This window comes from Lacrimispora amygdalina (genome assembly GCF_003432035.1).
GTDB lineage: Bacteria > Bacillota > Clostridia > Lachnospirales > Lachnospiraceae > Lacrimispora > Lacrimispora amygdalina.
Genome location: NZ_QOHO01000045.1, coordinates 97,146 through 112,933 on the forward strand (window position 1 = coordinate 97,146; position 15,788 = coordinate 112,933).

Annotated in this window: 13 protein-coding genes; 12 read left to right on the top strand and 1 reads right to left on the bottom strand. The window is 42.4% G+C overall.

Annotated features, from left to right (window positions below; translation table 11 throughout):
- Positions 1 to 75 precede the first annotated feature (75 nt).
- The 12 genes from lacZ (at position 76) to DS742_RS29495 (ending at position 14,201) form a co-directional block, all read left to right on the top strand.
- Entirely contained in the window at positions 76 to 3,135 is a 3,060-nt protein-coding gene (gene lacZ / locus DS742_RS14965) for a beta-galactosidase, LacZ type (RefSeq protein WP_117417780.1), read from the top strand.
- A gap of 82 nt (positions 3,136 to 3,217) precedes the next feature.
- Positions 3,218 to 3,631 carry a DUF3788 domain-containing protein gene (locus DS742_RS14970; protein WP_117417781.1) on the top strand — a complete coding sequence of 138 codons (414 nt, stop codon included), beginning with the start codon at positions 3,218 to 3,220 and terminating at the stop codon, positions 3,629 to 3,631.
- An 18-nt stretch (positions 3,632 to 3,649) separates the two neighbouring features.
- The gene (locus DS742_RS14975) at positions 3,650 to 4,048 is read left to right on the top strand and encodes an MmcQ/YjbR family DNA-binding protein (RefSeq protein ID WP_117417782.1); all 399 of its coding nucleotides are present in this window, start codon (positions 3,650 to 3,652) and stop codon (positions 4,046 to 4,048) included.
- Positions 4,020 to 4,715: a DinB family protein gene (locus tag DS742_RS14980; protein ID WP_117417783.1), complete on the top strand. Its 696-nt coding sequence runs from the start codon at positions 4,020 to 4,022 to the stop codon at positions 4,713 to 4,715. Before DS742_RS14975 ends, DS742_RS14980 begins: the two co-directional genes overlap by 29 nt.
- Positions 4,716 to 5,117: 402 nt before the next feature.
- Complete coding sequence (locus DS742_RS14985; RefSeq protein ID WP_117417796.1) at positions 5,118 to 6,845, top strand: ABC transporter ATP-binding protein; 1,728 nt, start codon at positions 5,118 to 5,120, stop codon at positions 6,843 to 6,845.
- The gene (locus DS742_RS14990) at positions 6,836 to 8,611 is read left to right on the top strand and encodes an ABC transporter ATP-binding protein (protein WP_117417784.1); all 1,776 of its coding nucleotides are present in this window, start codon (positions 6,836 to 6,838) and stop codon (positions 8,609 to 8,611) included. The genes DS742_RS14985 and DS742_RS14990 overlap by 10 nt, the downstream gene beginning before the upstream one ends.
- A 64-nt stretch (positions 8,612 to 8,675) precedes the next feature.
- A complete protein-coding gene (locus DS742_RS14995; protein ID WP_117417785.1) occupies positions 8,676 to 9,560 on the top strand; it encodes a patatin-like phospholipase family protein in 885 nt (294 codons plus the stop codon).
- Positions 9,561 to 9,600: 40 nt separating this feature from the next.
- Positions 9,601 to 11,889 (top strand): DNA helicase PcrA, encoded by a 2,289-nt coding sequence (gene pcrA, locus DS742_RS15000; RefSeq protein ID WP_117417786.1) that lies wholly within the window; start codon positions 9,601 to 9,603, stop codon positions 11,887 to 11,889.
- 146 nt (positions 11,890 to 12,035) lie between these two features.
- Positions 12,036 to 12,329 (top strand): DUF4366 domain-containing protein, encoded by a 294-nt coding sequence (locus DS742_RS15005; RefSeq protein ID WP_117417787.1) that lies wholly within the window; start codon positions 12,036 to 12,038, stop codon positions 12,327 to 12,329.
- 97 nt (positions 12,330 to 12,426) lie between these two features.
- On the top strand, positions 12,427 to 13,791 hold the full coding sequence (gene rlmD, locus DS742_RS15010) for a 23S rRNA (uracil(1939)-C(5))-methyltransferase RlmD (RefSeq protein WP_117417788.1): 1,365 nt from the start codon (positions 12,427 to 12,429) through the stop codon (positions 13,789 to 13,791).
- Between the two features lie 182 nt (positions 13,792 to 13,973).
- A complete protein-coding gene (locus tag DS742_RS29790) occupies positions 13,974 to 14,108 on the top strand; it encodes an IS66 family transposase (protein WP_278336060.1) in 135 nt (44 codons plus the stop codon).
- A gap of 6 nt (positions 14,109 to 14,114) precedes the next feature.
- Complete coding sequence (locus tag DS742_RS29495) at positions 14,115 to 14,201, top strand: transposase domain-containing protein (protein WP_278336061.1); 87 nt, start codon at positions 14,115 to 14,117, stop codon at positions 14,199 to 14,201.
- Between the two features lie 774 nt (positions 14,202 to 14,975).
- Here the strand turns inward: DS742_RS29495 and DS742_RS15025 are convergent.
- Positions 14,976 to 15,473: a hypothetical protein gene (locus tag DS742_RS15025; RefSeq protein WP_147325802.1), complete on the bottom strand. Its 498-nt coding sequence runs from the start codon at positions 15,471 to 15,473 to the stop codon at positions 14,976 to 14,978.
- Positions 15,474 to 15,788: the final 315 nt, after the last annotated feature.

Sequence of the window (15,788 nt, forward strand, 5' to 3'; positions counted from 1 at the left end):
ATAAAAAAATACAATAGATTCTTTTGCTGACGTGGATTATAATAAAAGTAATGTTTTTTAAAAGGAGGTTTTTTTATGGAAGAAAAAACTGCAAAACTGGAATGGCTGAATGACCCTGAAGTATTTTCTGTAAACAGGATCGCCGCTCATTCCGATCATCAATATTATGAGACAGAAAATGATGCATCAGAAGGGTATATGAGACTTTGCCAGCCGCTTAACGGAACATGGCAGTTTTCCTATGCAGAAAAACCGGAAGAGAGAGTAAAGGAGTTTTATAAAAAAGATTTTATCGCAGATAAGTTTGATACAATCATGGTTCCCGGACATATACAACTGCAGGGATTTGGCAGATGCCAGTATATTAACACCATGTATCCCTGGGATGGAGTTTCTGATTTAAGACCTCCTTTTACTGATCCGGATAACAATCCTACAGGAAGCTATCTGAGAGAATTTGAATTGGAAACCGGATTAAAGGGAAAACGTCTTTTTCTCTCGTTTCAGGGAGTTGAAACAGCTTTTTATGTATGGCTGAACGGAGTTTTTATTGGTTATTCAGAGGATTCCTTTACCCCATCCGAGTTTGAGATTACTCATGCAGTCTGTGACGGGATCAACCGCCTTGCAGTAGAGGTATATAAAAGAAGCAGTGCAAGCTGGATTGAGGACCAGGATTTTTTCCGCTTCTCTGGTATATTCCGTGATGTTTATTTATATGCAGTTCCTTCCTGCCATGTAAGAGACTTGTTTGTACATGCAGACGTTTCTGATGACTACAAGGATGGACGATTAAAGGCAGAGTTAAATCTTATGGGAGAAGTAAAAGGAAGTGTCAGTGCTGTTTTAAAGGACAGAGATGGAAACGGCGTCTTATCCTTTGAGGCCCAGCCGGCTAAGGCTGATACTGTGCTTACGGGCTGTGTGCCGGGAGCCCGTTTATGGAACGGGGAGGATCCTTATCTTTACGAGTTATGGATTTCCTTATTTGATGAAAATGGGCAGTTAATAGAGATAATTCCTCAAAAAGTGGGCTTTCGCCGGTTTGAAATGGTAAATCGTGTCATGCACCTTAATGGAAAACGGATTGTATTTCGGGGAATTAACCGTCATGAGTTCAATGTCAGAAGGGGACGGGCCATTACAAAAGAAGATATGCTGTGGGACATCCGTTTTTTAAAACAGCATAACATCAATGCAGTCCGTACCTGTCATTATCCCGATCAGAGCCTGTGGTATAAACTGTGTGATGAATACGGCATTTATTTAATTGATGAGGCGAATTTAGAAAGCCATGGTTCCTGGCAGAAGATGGGAGACTGTGAGCCCTCATGGAATGTGCCGGGAAGTCTGCCTGAGTGGAAAGAATGCGTGGTGGACCGTGCAAAATCCATGCTGGAACGGGATAAAAACCATCCCAGTGTACTCATCTGGTCCTGCGGCAATGAATCCTATGCAGGAGAAGATATCCTGGCCATGTCGGAATTTTTCCGTAAAAGAGATCCAGGCAGACTGGTTCACTACGAAGGCGTTTTCTGGAACAGGGAATTTGACCGGACCAGTGACATGGAAAGCCGCATGTATGCAAAACCCGATGAGGTGGAGGCTTATCTTAACGATGATCCCAGGAAGCCGTTTATATTGTGCGAATATATGCATGCCATGGGAAACTCCCTTGGAGGTATGCATAAATATACGGAACTGGAAGACCGCTATGAGCTGTATCAGGGTGGTTTTATCTGGGACTACATTGATCAGTCTCTGATGAAAAAGGACGCATACGGAGAAGAGCATATGACATACGGGGGTGATTTTGAAGACCGCCCCACGGATTACAGTTTCTGCGGCGACGGGATTGTTTACGCAGACCGTACGGCTTCTCCCAAAGCCCAGGAGGTGAAATATCTCTATCAGGATCTTCGTCTCACACCGGATGAAAACGGAGTAAGCATTGAAAACCGCAGGCTGTTTGAAAATACCTCTGACTGCGAATTTGTTTATACCGTATTAAAGAACGGGGAACCCATATTCCAGGAGCGTTTTGAAGCTATTGTTGAACCATTAATGACCGCATATATTACGGTTAAAATCCCGGAATGGAACGATGCAGGGGAGTATGTCCATCAGGTTTCTGCAGTCTTAAAAGAAGATAATTTATGGGCTGATTCGGGTTTTGAAACTGCCTTTGGAGAGAGTGTCCGTGTGATCAGGGGAGAGACGTTACCTGGAAGTAAAAAGTCAATGAATGTAATTTACGGAGACGTAAATATTGGCGTATCGGGAGAAGGGTTTAGGATTCTCTTTTCCAGACAGGAAGGAAGCATTGTTTCCATTGTTTATGATGGAAAAGAATGGGTTGGAAGACCTGTTATGCCTGTGTACTGGAGAGCGGCTACCGACAATGACAAGGGAAATAAATTCCCGGTTAAAAGCTCGATATGGTTAGGCGCGGGCAGATTCCCCTCTTACAGAAATGAAAACTGCAAAGTGGAAGAAAAAGAAGGCTGCATTACAGTTACTTATACCTATCAGCTGTCTGTTATACCGGAGGCTGAAACAGAGGTCACCTATGAAGTGAATTCAACTGGGACCATCTACGTGAGAGCCGTATTTCATGGAAAAGAGGGGCTGCCCCAGCTTCCTGCTTTTGGAATGAGGATTATCACTCCGTCTGCTGCCAAGCAGTTTACCTGGTATGGCAGAGGACCGGAAGAGAATTACTGTGACAGGAAGGAAGGAGCCAGACTTGGGATCTATAAAGACACCCCTGAGGGAAATGTATCTCCTTATCTGGTTCCCCAGGAATGCGGAAACAGGACCGGAGTACGCTGGCTGAAGGTTTCTGACAGAACGGGAAATTCCATCGGTTTCCGGGCTGTAAGTGCGCCGTTTGAGGCATCGGTTCTTCCTTATACAGCGGAGGAACTGGAGATGGCTACTCATAATGAAGAACTTCCTGCTCCAAGATATACGGTAATCAGTATATTTGGGGCTATGAGAGGCGTAGGCGGAGACGACAGCTGGGGAGCACCGGTTCATCCGGAATACTGCGTAAGCGCTGAAGGTGATCTGGTGACGGAATTTATTATAGAAAGAATGAATATGGAAGAATACGATGAGTATCATTTTTCGTAAAATATGACATACAGCTGTCCTGTTATAGGTGGTATAATCCTTAAAAACAGGTGCCAGAGCAGTAGAAAGAAAGGAGTTTTTCATGCTTGAAAAGATTCCGTCTCGGGAAGAGATGATAAGCTTAATTGGAGAGGAGGCTTTTTCTGCATGGGAAGCTCTCTGCAAAAAAATTGAAGAAGCATATGATATGGACTGCCTTTGGAACAGCGGCGGCAAAGCATGGAAGTATGAATACAAATACCGCAGAGGGGGGAAAACCCTCTGCGCGCTCTATGCCAGAGAGGGCTGTTCCGGGTTTATGGTCATATTCGGCAAAGCAGAACAGGAGAAATTTGAGCAGAACAGGCAGAACTTTTCACCCCGGATACAGGAAGAATATGACAGTTCGACGGTATATCATGATGGAAAATGGATGATGTTTCCTGTTTACGATGGTTCTCTGATTGATGAGTTTTTAAACCTTCTGATGATGAAAAGGCGCCCTAACAGAAAATAGAGGATTTTGGGAGGTACTATGAAATATCCGTGGATTGATGACTTTTTAAAGGGAATGAACGGAGTTACCAGTGACTTTAAAGAGGAATGGAACTGGGACAGGTATATGATTGACGGTAAGATGTTTGCAGCTGTCTGCAGAGATGACCAGGGGAAGGAAAAGCTGATATCCATGAAGCTGGAACCTTTGGAAGGGGATTTTTTAAGGCAGCAGTACAAGGACATCATACCGGGATATTATATGAATAAGATTCATTGGAATTCCGTTATGGCAGATGGGGACGTACCTGATGAACTGTTAAAGGATATGCTGGAAAAGTCCTATGCTCTGATTTTTGCAAAGCTGCCTAAAAAGAGACAGAAGCAATTGCTGGGCGAGGAGTGCAATTATGAAATATTTTGGCGAGGGATTAAGTGAAGAGCATAAGGCACTCAATCAGATTATCCGGAAAAAGCAAAGAACCGAAGAAGCAATAAAAATTTTTCTGGACATTCATAAACAGCTGCACCGGTCGAATATAAAAGATAGAGAAGAAAATGAAACCGACCGGTTATTTGGCGACCTAAAACCCTGGGAATACGCAGTGATGCCTGGAAGAGAAGATGAGACAATTGCCTGGGTGGTATGGCACATTGCCAGAATTGAAGACCTGACCATGGGGATTCTGGCTGCCAGAGGGGATCAGCTTTTTAATGAAGACTGGTGCAGGAAAATTAATTCTCCCATTAAGGATACAGGTAATGCATTATCTGATGAGGAGATTATGGCTTTCAGCAAACAGGTAAACTGTCAGGAACTGCTGGATTACCGAAGTGCAGTGGGGGAAAGAACCAGGGAAATCGTAAGCAGGTTTACTTTTGAAGATATGAAACGGGAGGTGAACCAGGCTGACCTTATGAAAATTCAAAGGGAAGGCGGCGTGACCTTACAAAAGGACTCAGAGTGGCTGCTGGAGTTTTGGGGTACAAAGGATGTGGCCGGACTGCTGTTAATGCCGCCAACCCGGCATGTTATGCTCCATCTCAATGACTGCTGTAAATGGAAGGAAAAAATCCGGACCAGGACAAAACTTTTTCTCGTATAATTGGAAGCAATTACCAGAATTTCATAAAATTTCAAAAATTGCTTGACAGGATAGAGAATAGGCAGTATTCTTATAATTGTATATTAAATACAACAAAATCTAAGAAAAGGAGGCAGGAACTATGATGCGTAATCGTGGAATTAACAGAATCAATCAAATTGTCAGAACTATATTGGTGAATTCAGTCTGCCTCATGGAAAACTGTCTTTGCATCTAAGGATGTCAGGACATATGCAGCTTCTTGACCGGAGCTTCTTTTTATGAGTTAATCCGCAGTCTGAATGACTGCGGTTATTTTTTTGCTTATTTACCGAAAAAAACCGCATTGTGCAGTTTTTTTCGGTTTTTTTACATATATGGAGAAAAATTATGATGTTTGTTAAGAAAAGAGGAGGAAATGGTATGAAAAATTTGTGGAAGTACGTGAGGAAATATAAATTTCTTTACGTCCTCGCACTTGCAGCGATGATTATCAGCATTTTGCTTGATGCATCAGCACCCCAGATTACAAAACACATTATTGATGATGTAATTGTGGGTGGTCAGACACAGATTCTCATGAGGCTGCTTCTTGGGCTTTTGGGAATTGGATTTGGAAGAGCGGTATTTCAGTATACGAAGGAATTTATCTTTGACTTTGCTGCTGCCCGGATCGCATGTGGTTTGAGAAAGGATTTGTTTGATCATATCCAGACGTTATCCGTGGGATATTTTGACAGTCATAATACGGGAGAGCTGATGGCCCGGATTAAAGATGACGCAGAGCGGATCTGGAATGCCTTTGGATTTGTGGGAATGCTTGTTTTGGAATGCTCTATTCACACAATAATTGTCATTGTCTGCATGTTGCGGTTAAGTCCCGTTCTGACACTGATTCCACTGGTCATTCTGCCGCTTATCGCCTGGTATGCCTTAAAGATGGAAAAAGGACTGGGAGAGGTTTATGACAAGATCAGTGAGCAGACTGCAGAGCTCAATACAGTTGCTCAGGAAAATCTGGCAGGAGTCCGGACTGTTAAGGCATTTGCCAGAGAAGAATATGAGATCAGCAAATTTAAGAAGCACAACAAGCAGTATTATGACTTAAATATGAGCCAGGCAAAACTGCTGATCCGGTTCCAGCCAAATATCTCATTCCTGTCAAAATTCCTTATGATGGCAGTCATTGTCATCGGAGGAATTCTGGTAATCAGGGGAAAGATGTCCATAGGAGATTTAGGAGCATTTTCCGAATATGCAAACAATATTATCTGGCCTATGGAAATGGTGGGCTGGTTAAGCAATGATCTGGCGGCCGCATTTGCTTCCAACAAGAAGATAAAAAAGATCATGGAAGAGAAGCCGGTTATTGCAGATCCTGACAAACCGGTCCTTCCGGAATTTGTGGAAGGGGAACTCACCTTTCAGCATGTAGATTTTGAACTGGATGGAAAGGATATTTTAAACGATATCAATTTCACCTTGAAGAAGGGAAAGACACTGGGGATTATGGGAGTCACCGGTTCGGGAAAGACCTCCATTGTCAATTTAATTGAGCGGTTCTATGATGCAACAGCCGGGGAAATTCTGCTTGACGGAATTAATATTAAAGATCTGCCGCTGCCTTTGCTGAGAGGCCAGATCTCAGTCGTTATGCAGGATGTATTTCTCTTCTCCGACAGCATTTCCGAAAATATTAAAACCGGAAACAAGGATGCCACCGAGTGGGAAAGTGTTCAGCAGGCCGCGATTTCTGCGGAAGCACACAGTTTCATTCAAAAGCTGTCAGAACAGTATGATACGGTAATCGGTGAACGGGGAGTTGGTTTATCGGGAGGCCAGAAGCAGAGAATCAGCATAGCCAGAGCCATTGCAAAGGAAACACCGCTCCTGATTCTTGACGACTCCACTTCCGCTCTTGACATGGAGACGGAAAGAGAGATTGAATCCCATTTGTCAGAGCTGAAAAACAGTTCGAAAATTGTCATTGCCCACAGGGTTTCAGCCGTGCGCAGAGCCGATGAGATTCTCATTCTGGAAGACGGAAAAATCATTGAGCGGGGAACTCACGAGGAGCTTATGGAAAAGCGGGGGCAGTATTATAAAACCTATCAGGTTCAGTATGGAGAGGAGGCTGCATTATGTCAGTAAATTCCAGCAGAATGGATGAGGAACAGAAAGAGGTATTGAAAAAAGATACCATAATCCGTCTGTTTCGTTATCTAATTGCTTTTAAAAAGAAAATTGTGCTTGTATTGTTTATCATGGCCGGCACTATTACCATCAGCATGCTTGCGCCCCTTTTGATGGAGTATGCGGTAAATGTCTGCGTGGCACAAAAAGATATAAAAGGCCTTCTTTATGTGGGACTTGGTGCTATGGTATTATTTTTGCTATTTTTAGCAGGAACAAAGTTCCGAATGCGCATCATGGCAGAAGTTTCAAACCGGGTGCTTTTAAACATCAGAGAGGAACTGTATCAGCATATCCAGTCCCTGGGTTTTGGCTTTTTTGACAGCCGTCCTACGGGAAAGGTACTTGCAAGAATTATTGGTGATGTGAATTCATTAAAAGATGTATTATCAGATAGCGTCACACAGCTGATTCCGGATTTTATCACTGTCATCTGTGTGCTCAGCATCATGCTGATCAAAAACTATCAATTGGCAATGGCAGCTTTGCTGACGCTGCCGATTCTGGCAGTTGGTATGTTTTTTATCGAGACGAACGTACATAAAAGATGGAGGGTATACAGAAAGAAAACTTCTAATTTAAATGCCTATGTACATGAAGACTTATCAGGAATCAGGATTATTCAAAGCTATGCTGCCGAGAATGAGACGAAAGAGGTTTTTCACGATCTGGTAGACCAGCATTACCGTTCCTTCATTGATGCGGTAGTGGTTGCGGATGCATTCGGTCCTCTTGTAGAAATAACCTGGGGAATGGGGGGATTTTTGCTTTATTTTATCGGAATTAAGGTGGTGGGAGTGGAACAGATCGGTATTGGTACGTTTCTTGCATTTTCCACATACATTGCCATGTTCTGGAGCCCTATACGTAATCTTGCCAATTTTTATAATAAACTGACCACCAATATCTCAGCTGCAGAACGAATCTTTGATATTATAGATACGGAGGTTGAGATTAAAGATGAAGAGGGTGCAGAAGAATTAAAGGCATTAAAGGGAGAGGTTACGTTTGAGGAAGTTTCCTTTGCATATGGGGATGAACCGGACCGCCTGATTCTGGATCACGTAAGCTTTTCGGTAAAACCTGGGGAGACCATCGCTTTAGTGGGGCCGACAGGGGCAGGAAAAACAACAATAGTAAACCTGATCAGCCGTTTTTATGAAGTCACCGGAGGCAGGATTTATATTGATGATCAGGAGATCAGAAGTGTGACGTTAAAGAGCTTAAGAAGCCAGATGGGCATTATGACCCAGGATAATTTCCTTTTTTCCGGAACCATACGGGATAACATTCGTTACGGGCGTTTAAATGCAACGGATGAGGAAATTGAAGAGGCCGCCAAGGCAGTGAATGCCCATGAGTTTATCATGAAGCTAGAGAAGGGTTATGATACGGAAATCAGTGAGCGGGGAGCCGGTCTTTCCATCGGTCAGAGACAGCTGCTGGCATTTGCAAGAACCATGGTATCAAAACCCGGTATTCTGATTCTTGATGAGGCAACCTCAAGCATTGATACTCATACGGAACTGCTTGTTCAAAAGGGAATTGAGGCCCTGCTAAAGGAAAGAACTTCCTTTATTATTGCTCACAGGCTTTCCACCATCCGTAAGGCAGACCGTATCTTTGTCATCGATCAGGGAACGATCCGGGAAGCGGGAAATCACGATGACTTAATGAAACTGAAAGGTGCCTATTATCAATTGTACCAGAGCCAGTTCGCCTGACGGCATCAAAAAGGATTGACCGGACCGGATAAATGAAATAGAATAGAAGTCGAGGTGATTTAAGATGACAGAAGGAGCGTTAGTTTTAGAGGGGGGATCCCTGCGGGGAGTATTTACTGCAGGAGTTTTGGATGTGTTCATGGAACAGGGACTTGAAATGTCCTATGTTAACGGAGTTTCAGCCGGCTCCATGTCAGGTATGAGTTATGTCAGCAAGCAGATAGGCAGAACCATAAAAGTGGATCTGGATTATGTCAATGACAAACGTTTTTTAAGTTTCCGCAATCTGGTAGAAAAACGTTCGATCTTTAACTTTGACTTCCTGTTCGGGGAATTAAGCAATACATTAGTCCCCTTTGATTATGACACATTTTATCAGTCTGAACAGATTTTTGAGGTAGTAGCTACCCGTTGTAAGACGGGAAAGCCGGAATATTTTGAGAAAAGTACATGTGATAATTTTATTGATGCAGTAAAAGCTTCCAGCAGTATTCCCATACTTTCCAGAATGATTTCAGTTGGAGGAAAGAAATATTTAGATGGGGGCTGTTCCATGCCGGTGGCTTATCAGAGAGCGATTGATCTGGGGTATGAAAAGATTGTGCTGGTTCTTACCAGAGAGCCGGGATACCGGAAACCTCCCCTTGATAGATGGACGAAAAAGGGGTATGAGCGTTATTTCGCACCGCTTCCCAGATTTTTAAAGGCGCTTGAGGACGTTCCGGAGAGATACAACCGAATGCAGGAAGAGATTGACCGTCTGGAAAAAGAGGGAAGAATCTATGTGATCCGCCCGGATCACCATGTGACGGTTCAAAGAACGGAACAGGATAAAAGAAAGCTGGAGGCGCTGTATCAGGAGGGAAGACGGCTGGCACTGGTACATATGGATTCTCTGAAAGCCTATTTAAAAATGGACAGGAGCCTGCGGCATCCCTCTATGCCCTGAAAAACGGGCAGAAACAAGGAAAGGAAAAAGCGTACAATTTATGAGTATTTATGATACATTAAATTCTATGCAGAAAGAGGCGGTACTTCAAACGGAGGGACCGCTTCTTGTGCTGGCAGGAGCGGGGTCTGGAAAAACCAGGGTTCTTACGCACCGGATTGCCTATTTAATAGAAGAAAAGGGTGTCAACCCCTGGAACATAATGGCCATAACATTTACCAATAAAGCGGCTGGAGAAATGAGAGAGCGTGTGGATCGTCTGGTTGGATTTGGGGCAGACAGCATCTGGGTTTCCACATTTCATTCATCCTGTGTGCGCATATTAAGAAGGCATATTGAAAGCCTTGGATTTACTACTAATTTTACCATATACGATACGGATGACCAGAAGACTTTGATGCGCCATGTCTTAAAAAAACTGGATTTGGATCCGAAGGTTTATAAAGACCGGGCAATGCTGGGTCTTATATCCACAGCCAAGAATGAACTGGTAAGTGCGGCAGAGTTTGAACTCAATGCTTCCGGGGATTTCCGGCAGAAGAAAGCAGCTTCTGTTTATAAAGAGTACCAGAGTCAGTTAAAGAAGAACAATGCGCTGGATTTCGATGATCTGATTATGAAGACGGTGGAATTATTTCAGAATAATTCTGAGGTCTTAAACTACTATCAGGAACGTTTCCGCTATATCATGGTGGACGAGTATCAGGATACCAATACCGCTCAGTTTCGTTTAATCAGTCTGCTTGCAGGGAAATATAAGAATCTTTGTGTTGTAGGCGATGACGATCAGTCCATCTATAAGTTTCGCGGTGCAAATATAGAGAACATATTAAATTTTGAAAAATCTTATCCGGGTGCGAGGGTCATTAAGCTGGAAGAGAATTACCGCTCCAGCCAAAATATTCTGCACGCTGCCAATGAGGTAATCCGCCATAACAGAGGACGAAAGGACAAAACCTTATGGACGTCCAATGAAGAAGGACCGCTGGTTCAGTTTAAGCAGTTTGAAAATGCAGCAGAAGAGGCAGATGCCATTGTCCGTGACATATTAAACAGCGCATCTGACTATCAGGACTGTGCAGTTCTTTACCGGACCAATGCCCAGTCCCGTCTGATCGAGGAAAAATGTCTTCAGCATAATGTCCCCTACCGCATGGTCGGCGGCGTAAACTTCTACCAGAGAAAAGAAATCAAGGACATTTTGGCCTATTTAAAAACAATCGCAAACGGAAGAGATGATTTATCTGTCTTAAGAGTCATCAATGTTCCCAAAAGGGGTATCGGGGCGACCAGTATCGGAAAGGTCCAGGCATTTGCTTCGGAACGTGAGATGGGCATATACGATGCATTCTGCAGGGCGAAAGCCGTTCCGGGACTGGGTAAAACAGCGGATAAAGTTATGGGATTTACGGGAAAAATTGAAGATTTCAGAAGCCGGCTGACAGAAGAGACTTACAGCATTCATGAACTGATCGAAGATATTCTTGACGAAACCGGCTACCAGAAGGAACTGGAAGCAGAGGGAGAGATCGAATATCAGACACGTCTGGAAAATATAGAAGAGTTGATTAATAAAGCAATCAGTTTTGAGGGGGAGCATGAACATCCGGAATTAAGTGAGTTCCTGGAGGAAGTTGCCCTTGTTGCCGATGTAGACCGAATGGATGAATCAGAAAACCGTGTAACGCTGATGACACTTCACAGTGCCAAGGGGCTTGAGTTTCCGCGAGTTTATTTAAGCGGTATGGAGGATGGCTTATTTCCCAGCATGATGTCTATTTCTTCGGATAATAAAGAGGATGTGGAAGAAGAACGGAGACTTTGCTACGTTGGTATTACAAGGGCCCAGAAGTTCCTTATGATGACTGCGGCCAGACAGCGTATGGTAAACGGTGAAACCAGATATTCAAAGGTCAGCCGTTTTGTGGAAGAAATACCAGGTGAACTGTTAGACTCCAGCAGGCTGGAGCAGAGGCTTTCATCCAGAGCGCAATCTGATTTTGATGACAGCGGTCTGCCATGGGGAAAGAGCGGGGCAGCAGGGGGGACATCAGGTGTCAGCAGCTTTGGACCAGGCAGCAACGCATATGCGTCAAAGACATCAAAACCGGTATCAACTCCTGGCTTTGGAAAAGCGTTTACCGTGGAAAAGCCGCTTTCTCTTGGCTATAAAGAAGGAGACAGAGTCAGCCACATCAAATTCGGAATTGGTGAGGTTAAGGAAATCAAGGATGGCGGAAGAGATTTCGAGGTAACCGTTCACTTTGACCAGGCAGGTGTGAAAAAAATGTTTGCCTCCTTTGCTAAATTGAAGCTTGTGAGAGAATAATTGAATATGCATAAAATTTTAAAAAAATCTAAAAATGATAGTAAAAAAGCCAATATAATGGTATAATAACTGCTACAGGCAAAGAGAAAAATCTGTGCCGTACAGGATATGAATGAAAGCAGGGCTCTCAGAAAGGACGTGGAGACATGAACAGATTTGATGCAATGAGCAAAGAAGCTATGAGCAAACTGGAAGATCTTATGAACTCAAGCAGAGTGAATGATATGCTTCATAAAAGAGAACAGGAAGAGAAAAAGAAAAACTGTATCCTCTGGATACTCGCGATCATAGGCGCAGTGGCTGCAGTAGCTGGAATTGCTTATACCGTATATCGTTTCTTTACTCCAGATTATCTGGAAGATTTTGAAGACGATTTTGATGATGATTTCGACGACGATTTCTTTGAGGATGAAAAGTCGGAAGCTAGTTCCGAAGACTAAAATCTGGCATTAAAAGGAGAGCGTGCCTCAGAAAGTGAGACACGCTCTTTTACGTAACGGAATAGAAAAATTAAGAAGATAAAAGGAGTCAGCAAACGTGAAAAAGGGTGAGATATACGAAGGAACAATCGGACGGTTTGATTTTCCTGACAAAGGATTGATAGAGCTTTTAGAAGGAAGGATTGCTGTAAAGCACGCACTGCCCGGACAAAAAGTGAGAGTTATGATAAACAAAAAAAGAGGGGGGAAATGTGAGGGAAGGATTCTTGAAGTATTAGAGAACTCTCCTCTGGAATATGCACAAGATCCATGCCCACATTTTGGAATCTGCGGAGGCTGTACCTATCAGACCATCCCTTACGAAGAACAGTTAAAGATTAAGGAACAGCAGGTGAAATCCCTGTTAGACGGTGTGGTGACAGGAGATTTTGTATTTGAAGGAATTAAACCCAGCCCGATTGCGGATGGATATCGCAATAAGATGGAGTTCTCCTTTGGAGATGAATATAAGGATGGTCCTCTTTCTCTGGGAATGCATAAAAGGGGAAGCTTTTACGATGTAGTGACGACAACGGAATGCAAGATTGTGGACTCTGATTTCTGCGATATATTAAAGGCGGCTAAGGAATACTTTGAAGTATTGGGAACCGGATTTTATAAAAAGATGCAGCATACCGGCTATCTGCGTCATCTTCTGGTGCGCAGAGCTGTGAAAACAGGGGAGATTCTGGTTGATCTTGTTACTACGACTCAGGAGGAGCTGGATTTAAAGCCATTTGCTGATACACTGCTCAGGCTGAAGCTGAATGGAAGAATTGTTGGAATTCTTCATACATTAAATGACAGCCTGGCTGATGTGGTAAAAAGTGACCGGACAGATATTTTATACGGACAGGATTATTTTTATGAGGAATTGCTGGGACTGAAGTTTAAGATTTCACCGTTTTCTTTCTTTCAGACCAATTCGCTTGGTGCGGAAGTGTTGTATGAAACCACAAGAGGCTATGTAGGTGAGACAAAGGATAAGGTGGTTTTTGACTTATACAGCGGCACTGGCACCATCGCCCAGATTATTGCGCCTGTTGCAAAAAAAGTGGTGGGTGTGGAGATTGTAGAGGAGGCGGTGGAAGCGGCCAGAGAGAATGCTGCGAGAAACGGTCTGGATAACTGCGAATTTATCGCGGGGGATGTTTTGAAGGTGATTGATGAACTGGAAGATAAGCCGGATCTTATTATTCTGGATCCGCCGAGAGATGGGATTCATCCGAAGGCGCTGGGTAAGATTATTGACTTTGGGGTGGACAGACTGGTTTATGTGTCTTGTAAGCCGACGAGTCTGGTGAGAGATTTGGAAGTGCTGCAGTTGAGGGGGTATGAGGTGGTTAAGGCTTGTTGTGTGGATATGTTTCCTTCAACTGCAAACGTTGAGACAGTTTGTCTGCTGGAGAAGAAAGCCCAGTAAATCAAAGGATTCCGGCATTTCGAGGGTGTTATGTAGCTGTGTTTTTATGTTTTGGTGATTGAAATATGTTTCCGGTTACCGTGGTGGGGGATGGAAAATGAACGTTTTGACAAAAGGTTTTGATTCTGTCAAATAAGTATTTAGGTCTTGTAGCTGAAAGCTAAATCGGAATTTGTAGATAAATCTACCTTGAAGATGGGAGAATTCCACTTTCTATCAATCTTTGTGAAGCAAATATTAAGCCATTTGCAACTGCAAGACGTGCCTGGCTGTTTGCAGATACTCCAAAGGGGGTCAGGGCTAACGCTGTCTTGTAAACGCTGGTGGAAAGTGCCAGAGCCAATCATCTGGATGTGTATGAATATTTGAAATATCTTCTTGAAGAGATGCCAAACAACAATCATCTCTAACACCCAGAACTTCTGAATCAATATCTTCCATGGTCAAAGGAACTGCCTGACAGATGCCGGCTTACATTAAAACATAAAAAATGCTTCAAAAATGATGCCTTCAGCTTAGCATAAATAATGTAAACTAAATAGTACGCTATTTTTTGAAGCACTTACCAGGAATCCTTATAGATATTGGACTTTTTTGAAAAATAAGTCCCGGGCATCCTCCCGGGACTTTGTCTATAGTCTAAGGTCTCCTACAAGAAAAATAGGAGACCTTAAGGTAATAATTATTAATTTTTTATCGCTTAAATCTTACGGCTGTTAATACCATACCTGCATATACTGTTTCAGTTAGAACTCTTATATCTTTTCCATTCCAACAAACTATTCAAAAATGAGCTAAGAAATAAGGTGAAACATATAAGTGTTTCGGGTTGAGCAAAAATATAGGTAATAAGCTTTCTGGATATAATCAGTAAATATACTACAACTACTAGGGTTGCCACCCCATCTACAACTACTCTATGAATCGAGTAAACTTCCAGCCTAATATGTTGGCGAAAAAAAGTAAAAGTCCTAAACTACAAGGAAAGAGCAGTTTCATTACCATAATTGGGTATAGATAAGTATAATATTGTCGATTAAGTTGAGTATAATATTTTATTAATTCAATACCACCAATCAATATAATCAGGCATGCTAATGTAAACAAAAAGAAGAGAAGTGTATTCTTTTTCATGTTTGTCCTCCTAAAATGGGATAAACTTTACCTCACAACAACAAAATTCTTTATAATATAGGATTCTCAAGAATGTATGATTGAGAACTTCCACCAGGTCTGCTTACCTGGCAATATGTATTTGCACCTGCACTTGATGATCCTGTTGGTTCCATAATAATCTCTTTCCAACCGGATGGGGGAGTTATTGTTCGAGGATTAGAACCGCCATAAAGGTTATAGTTTTGTATTTGTTTGCTTATAAATGTGCCATCTACGGAGCTACCGTTTTGCACGATTCTCATAGTCCAACCTTTTGACTGAGTGCCATTAGAAACCGTTAAACCAGCATTTACAGAAGTAATTTTCATGGCTGGAAAATCTTTCCCAGAAATGGTGCGAGTTGAAAAATAAACCGTAGAGTACATAGAAACTGATGAACCTAAATAATCCCCTTCTCTATAATTACTATTATTTACCCTAACCGATGCAAGATATTGCTCAATTTCTTCAGCAGCAGCATACCAAAATATTTGATAAAGACCAATTATTGCTATACATTTTAGCAAGAACATGCGTTGCTAATTCAAATTGTGATTTTGAGACAAATATTTGATATTGTGTTTCGCTGTCAACTCGTTCCCCATATGATATAAAATTTCCTGTTCGCCTATTTCCACTTCCAGTATACGTACTTTTCAATTTGAAAGTAATCCTATTTTTACCAAGAAGTGTTTGGGTTTAGCGAATTGCATGAGGTCAAAAGTTCTTAAAATTTCTTTTTTTCTCAATAAAAGGTCAATTATAGACATATTCTAATTCCTTTCTCTTTATATCACTTTTTTATTACAACGCATATCTGGTCTTTTTATATAGTTTACACC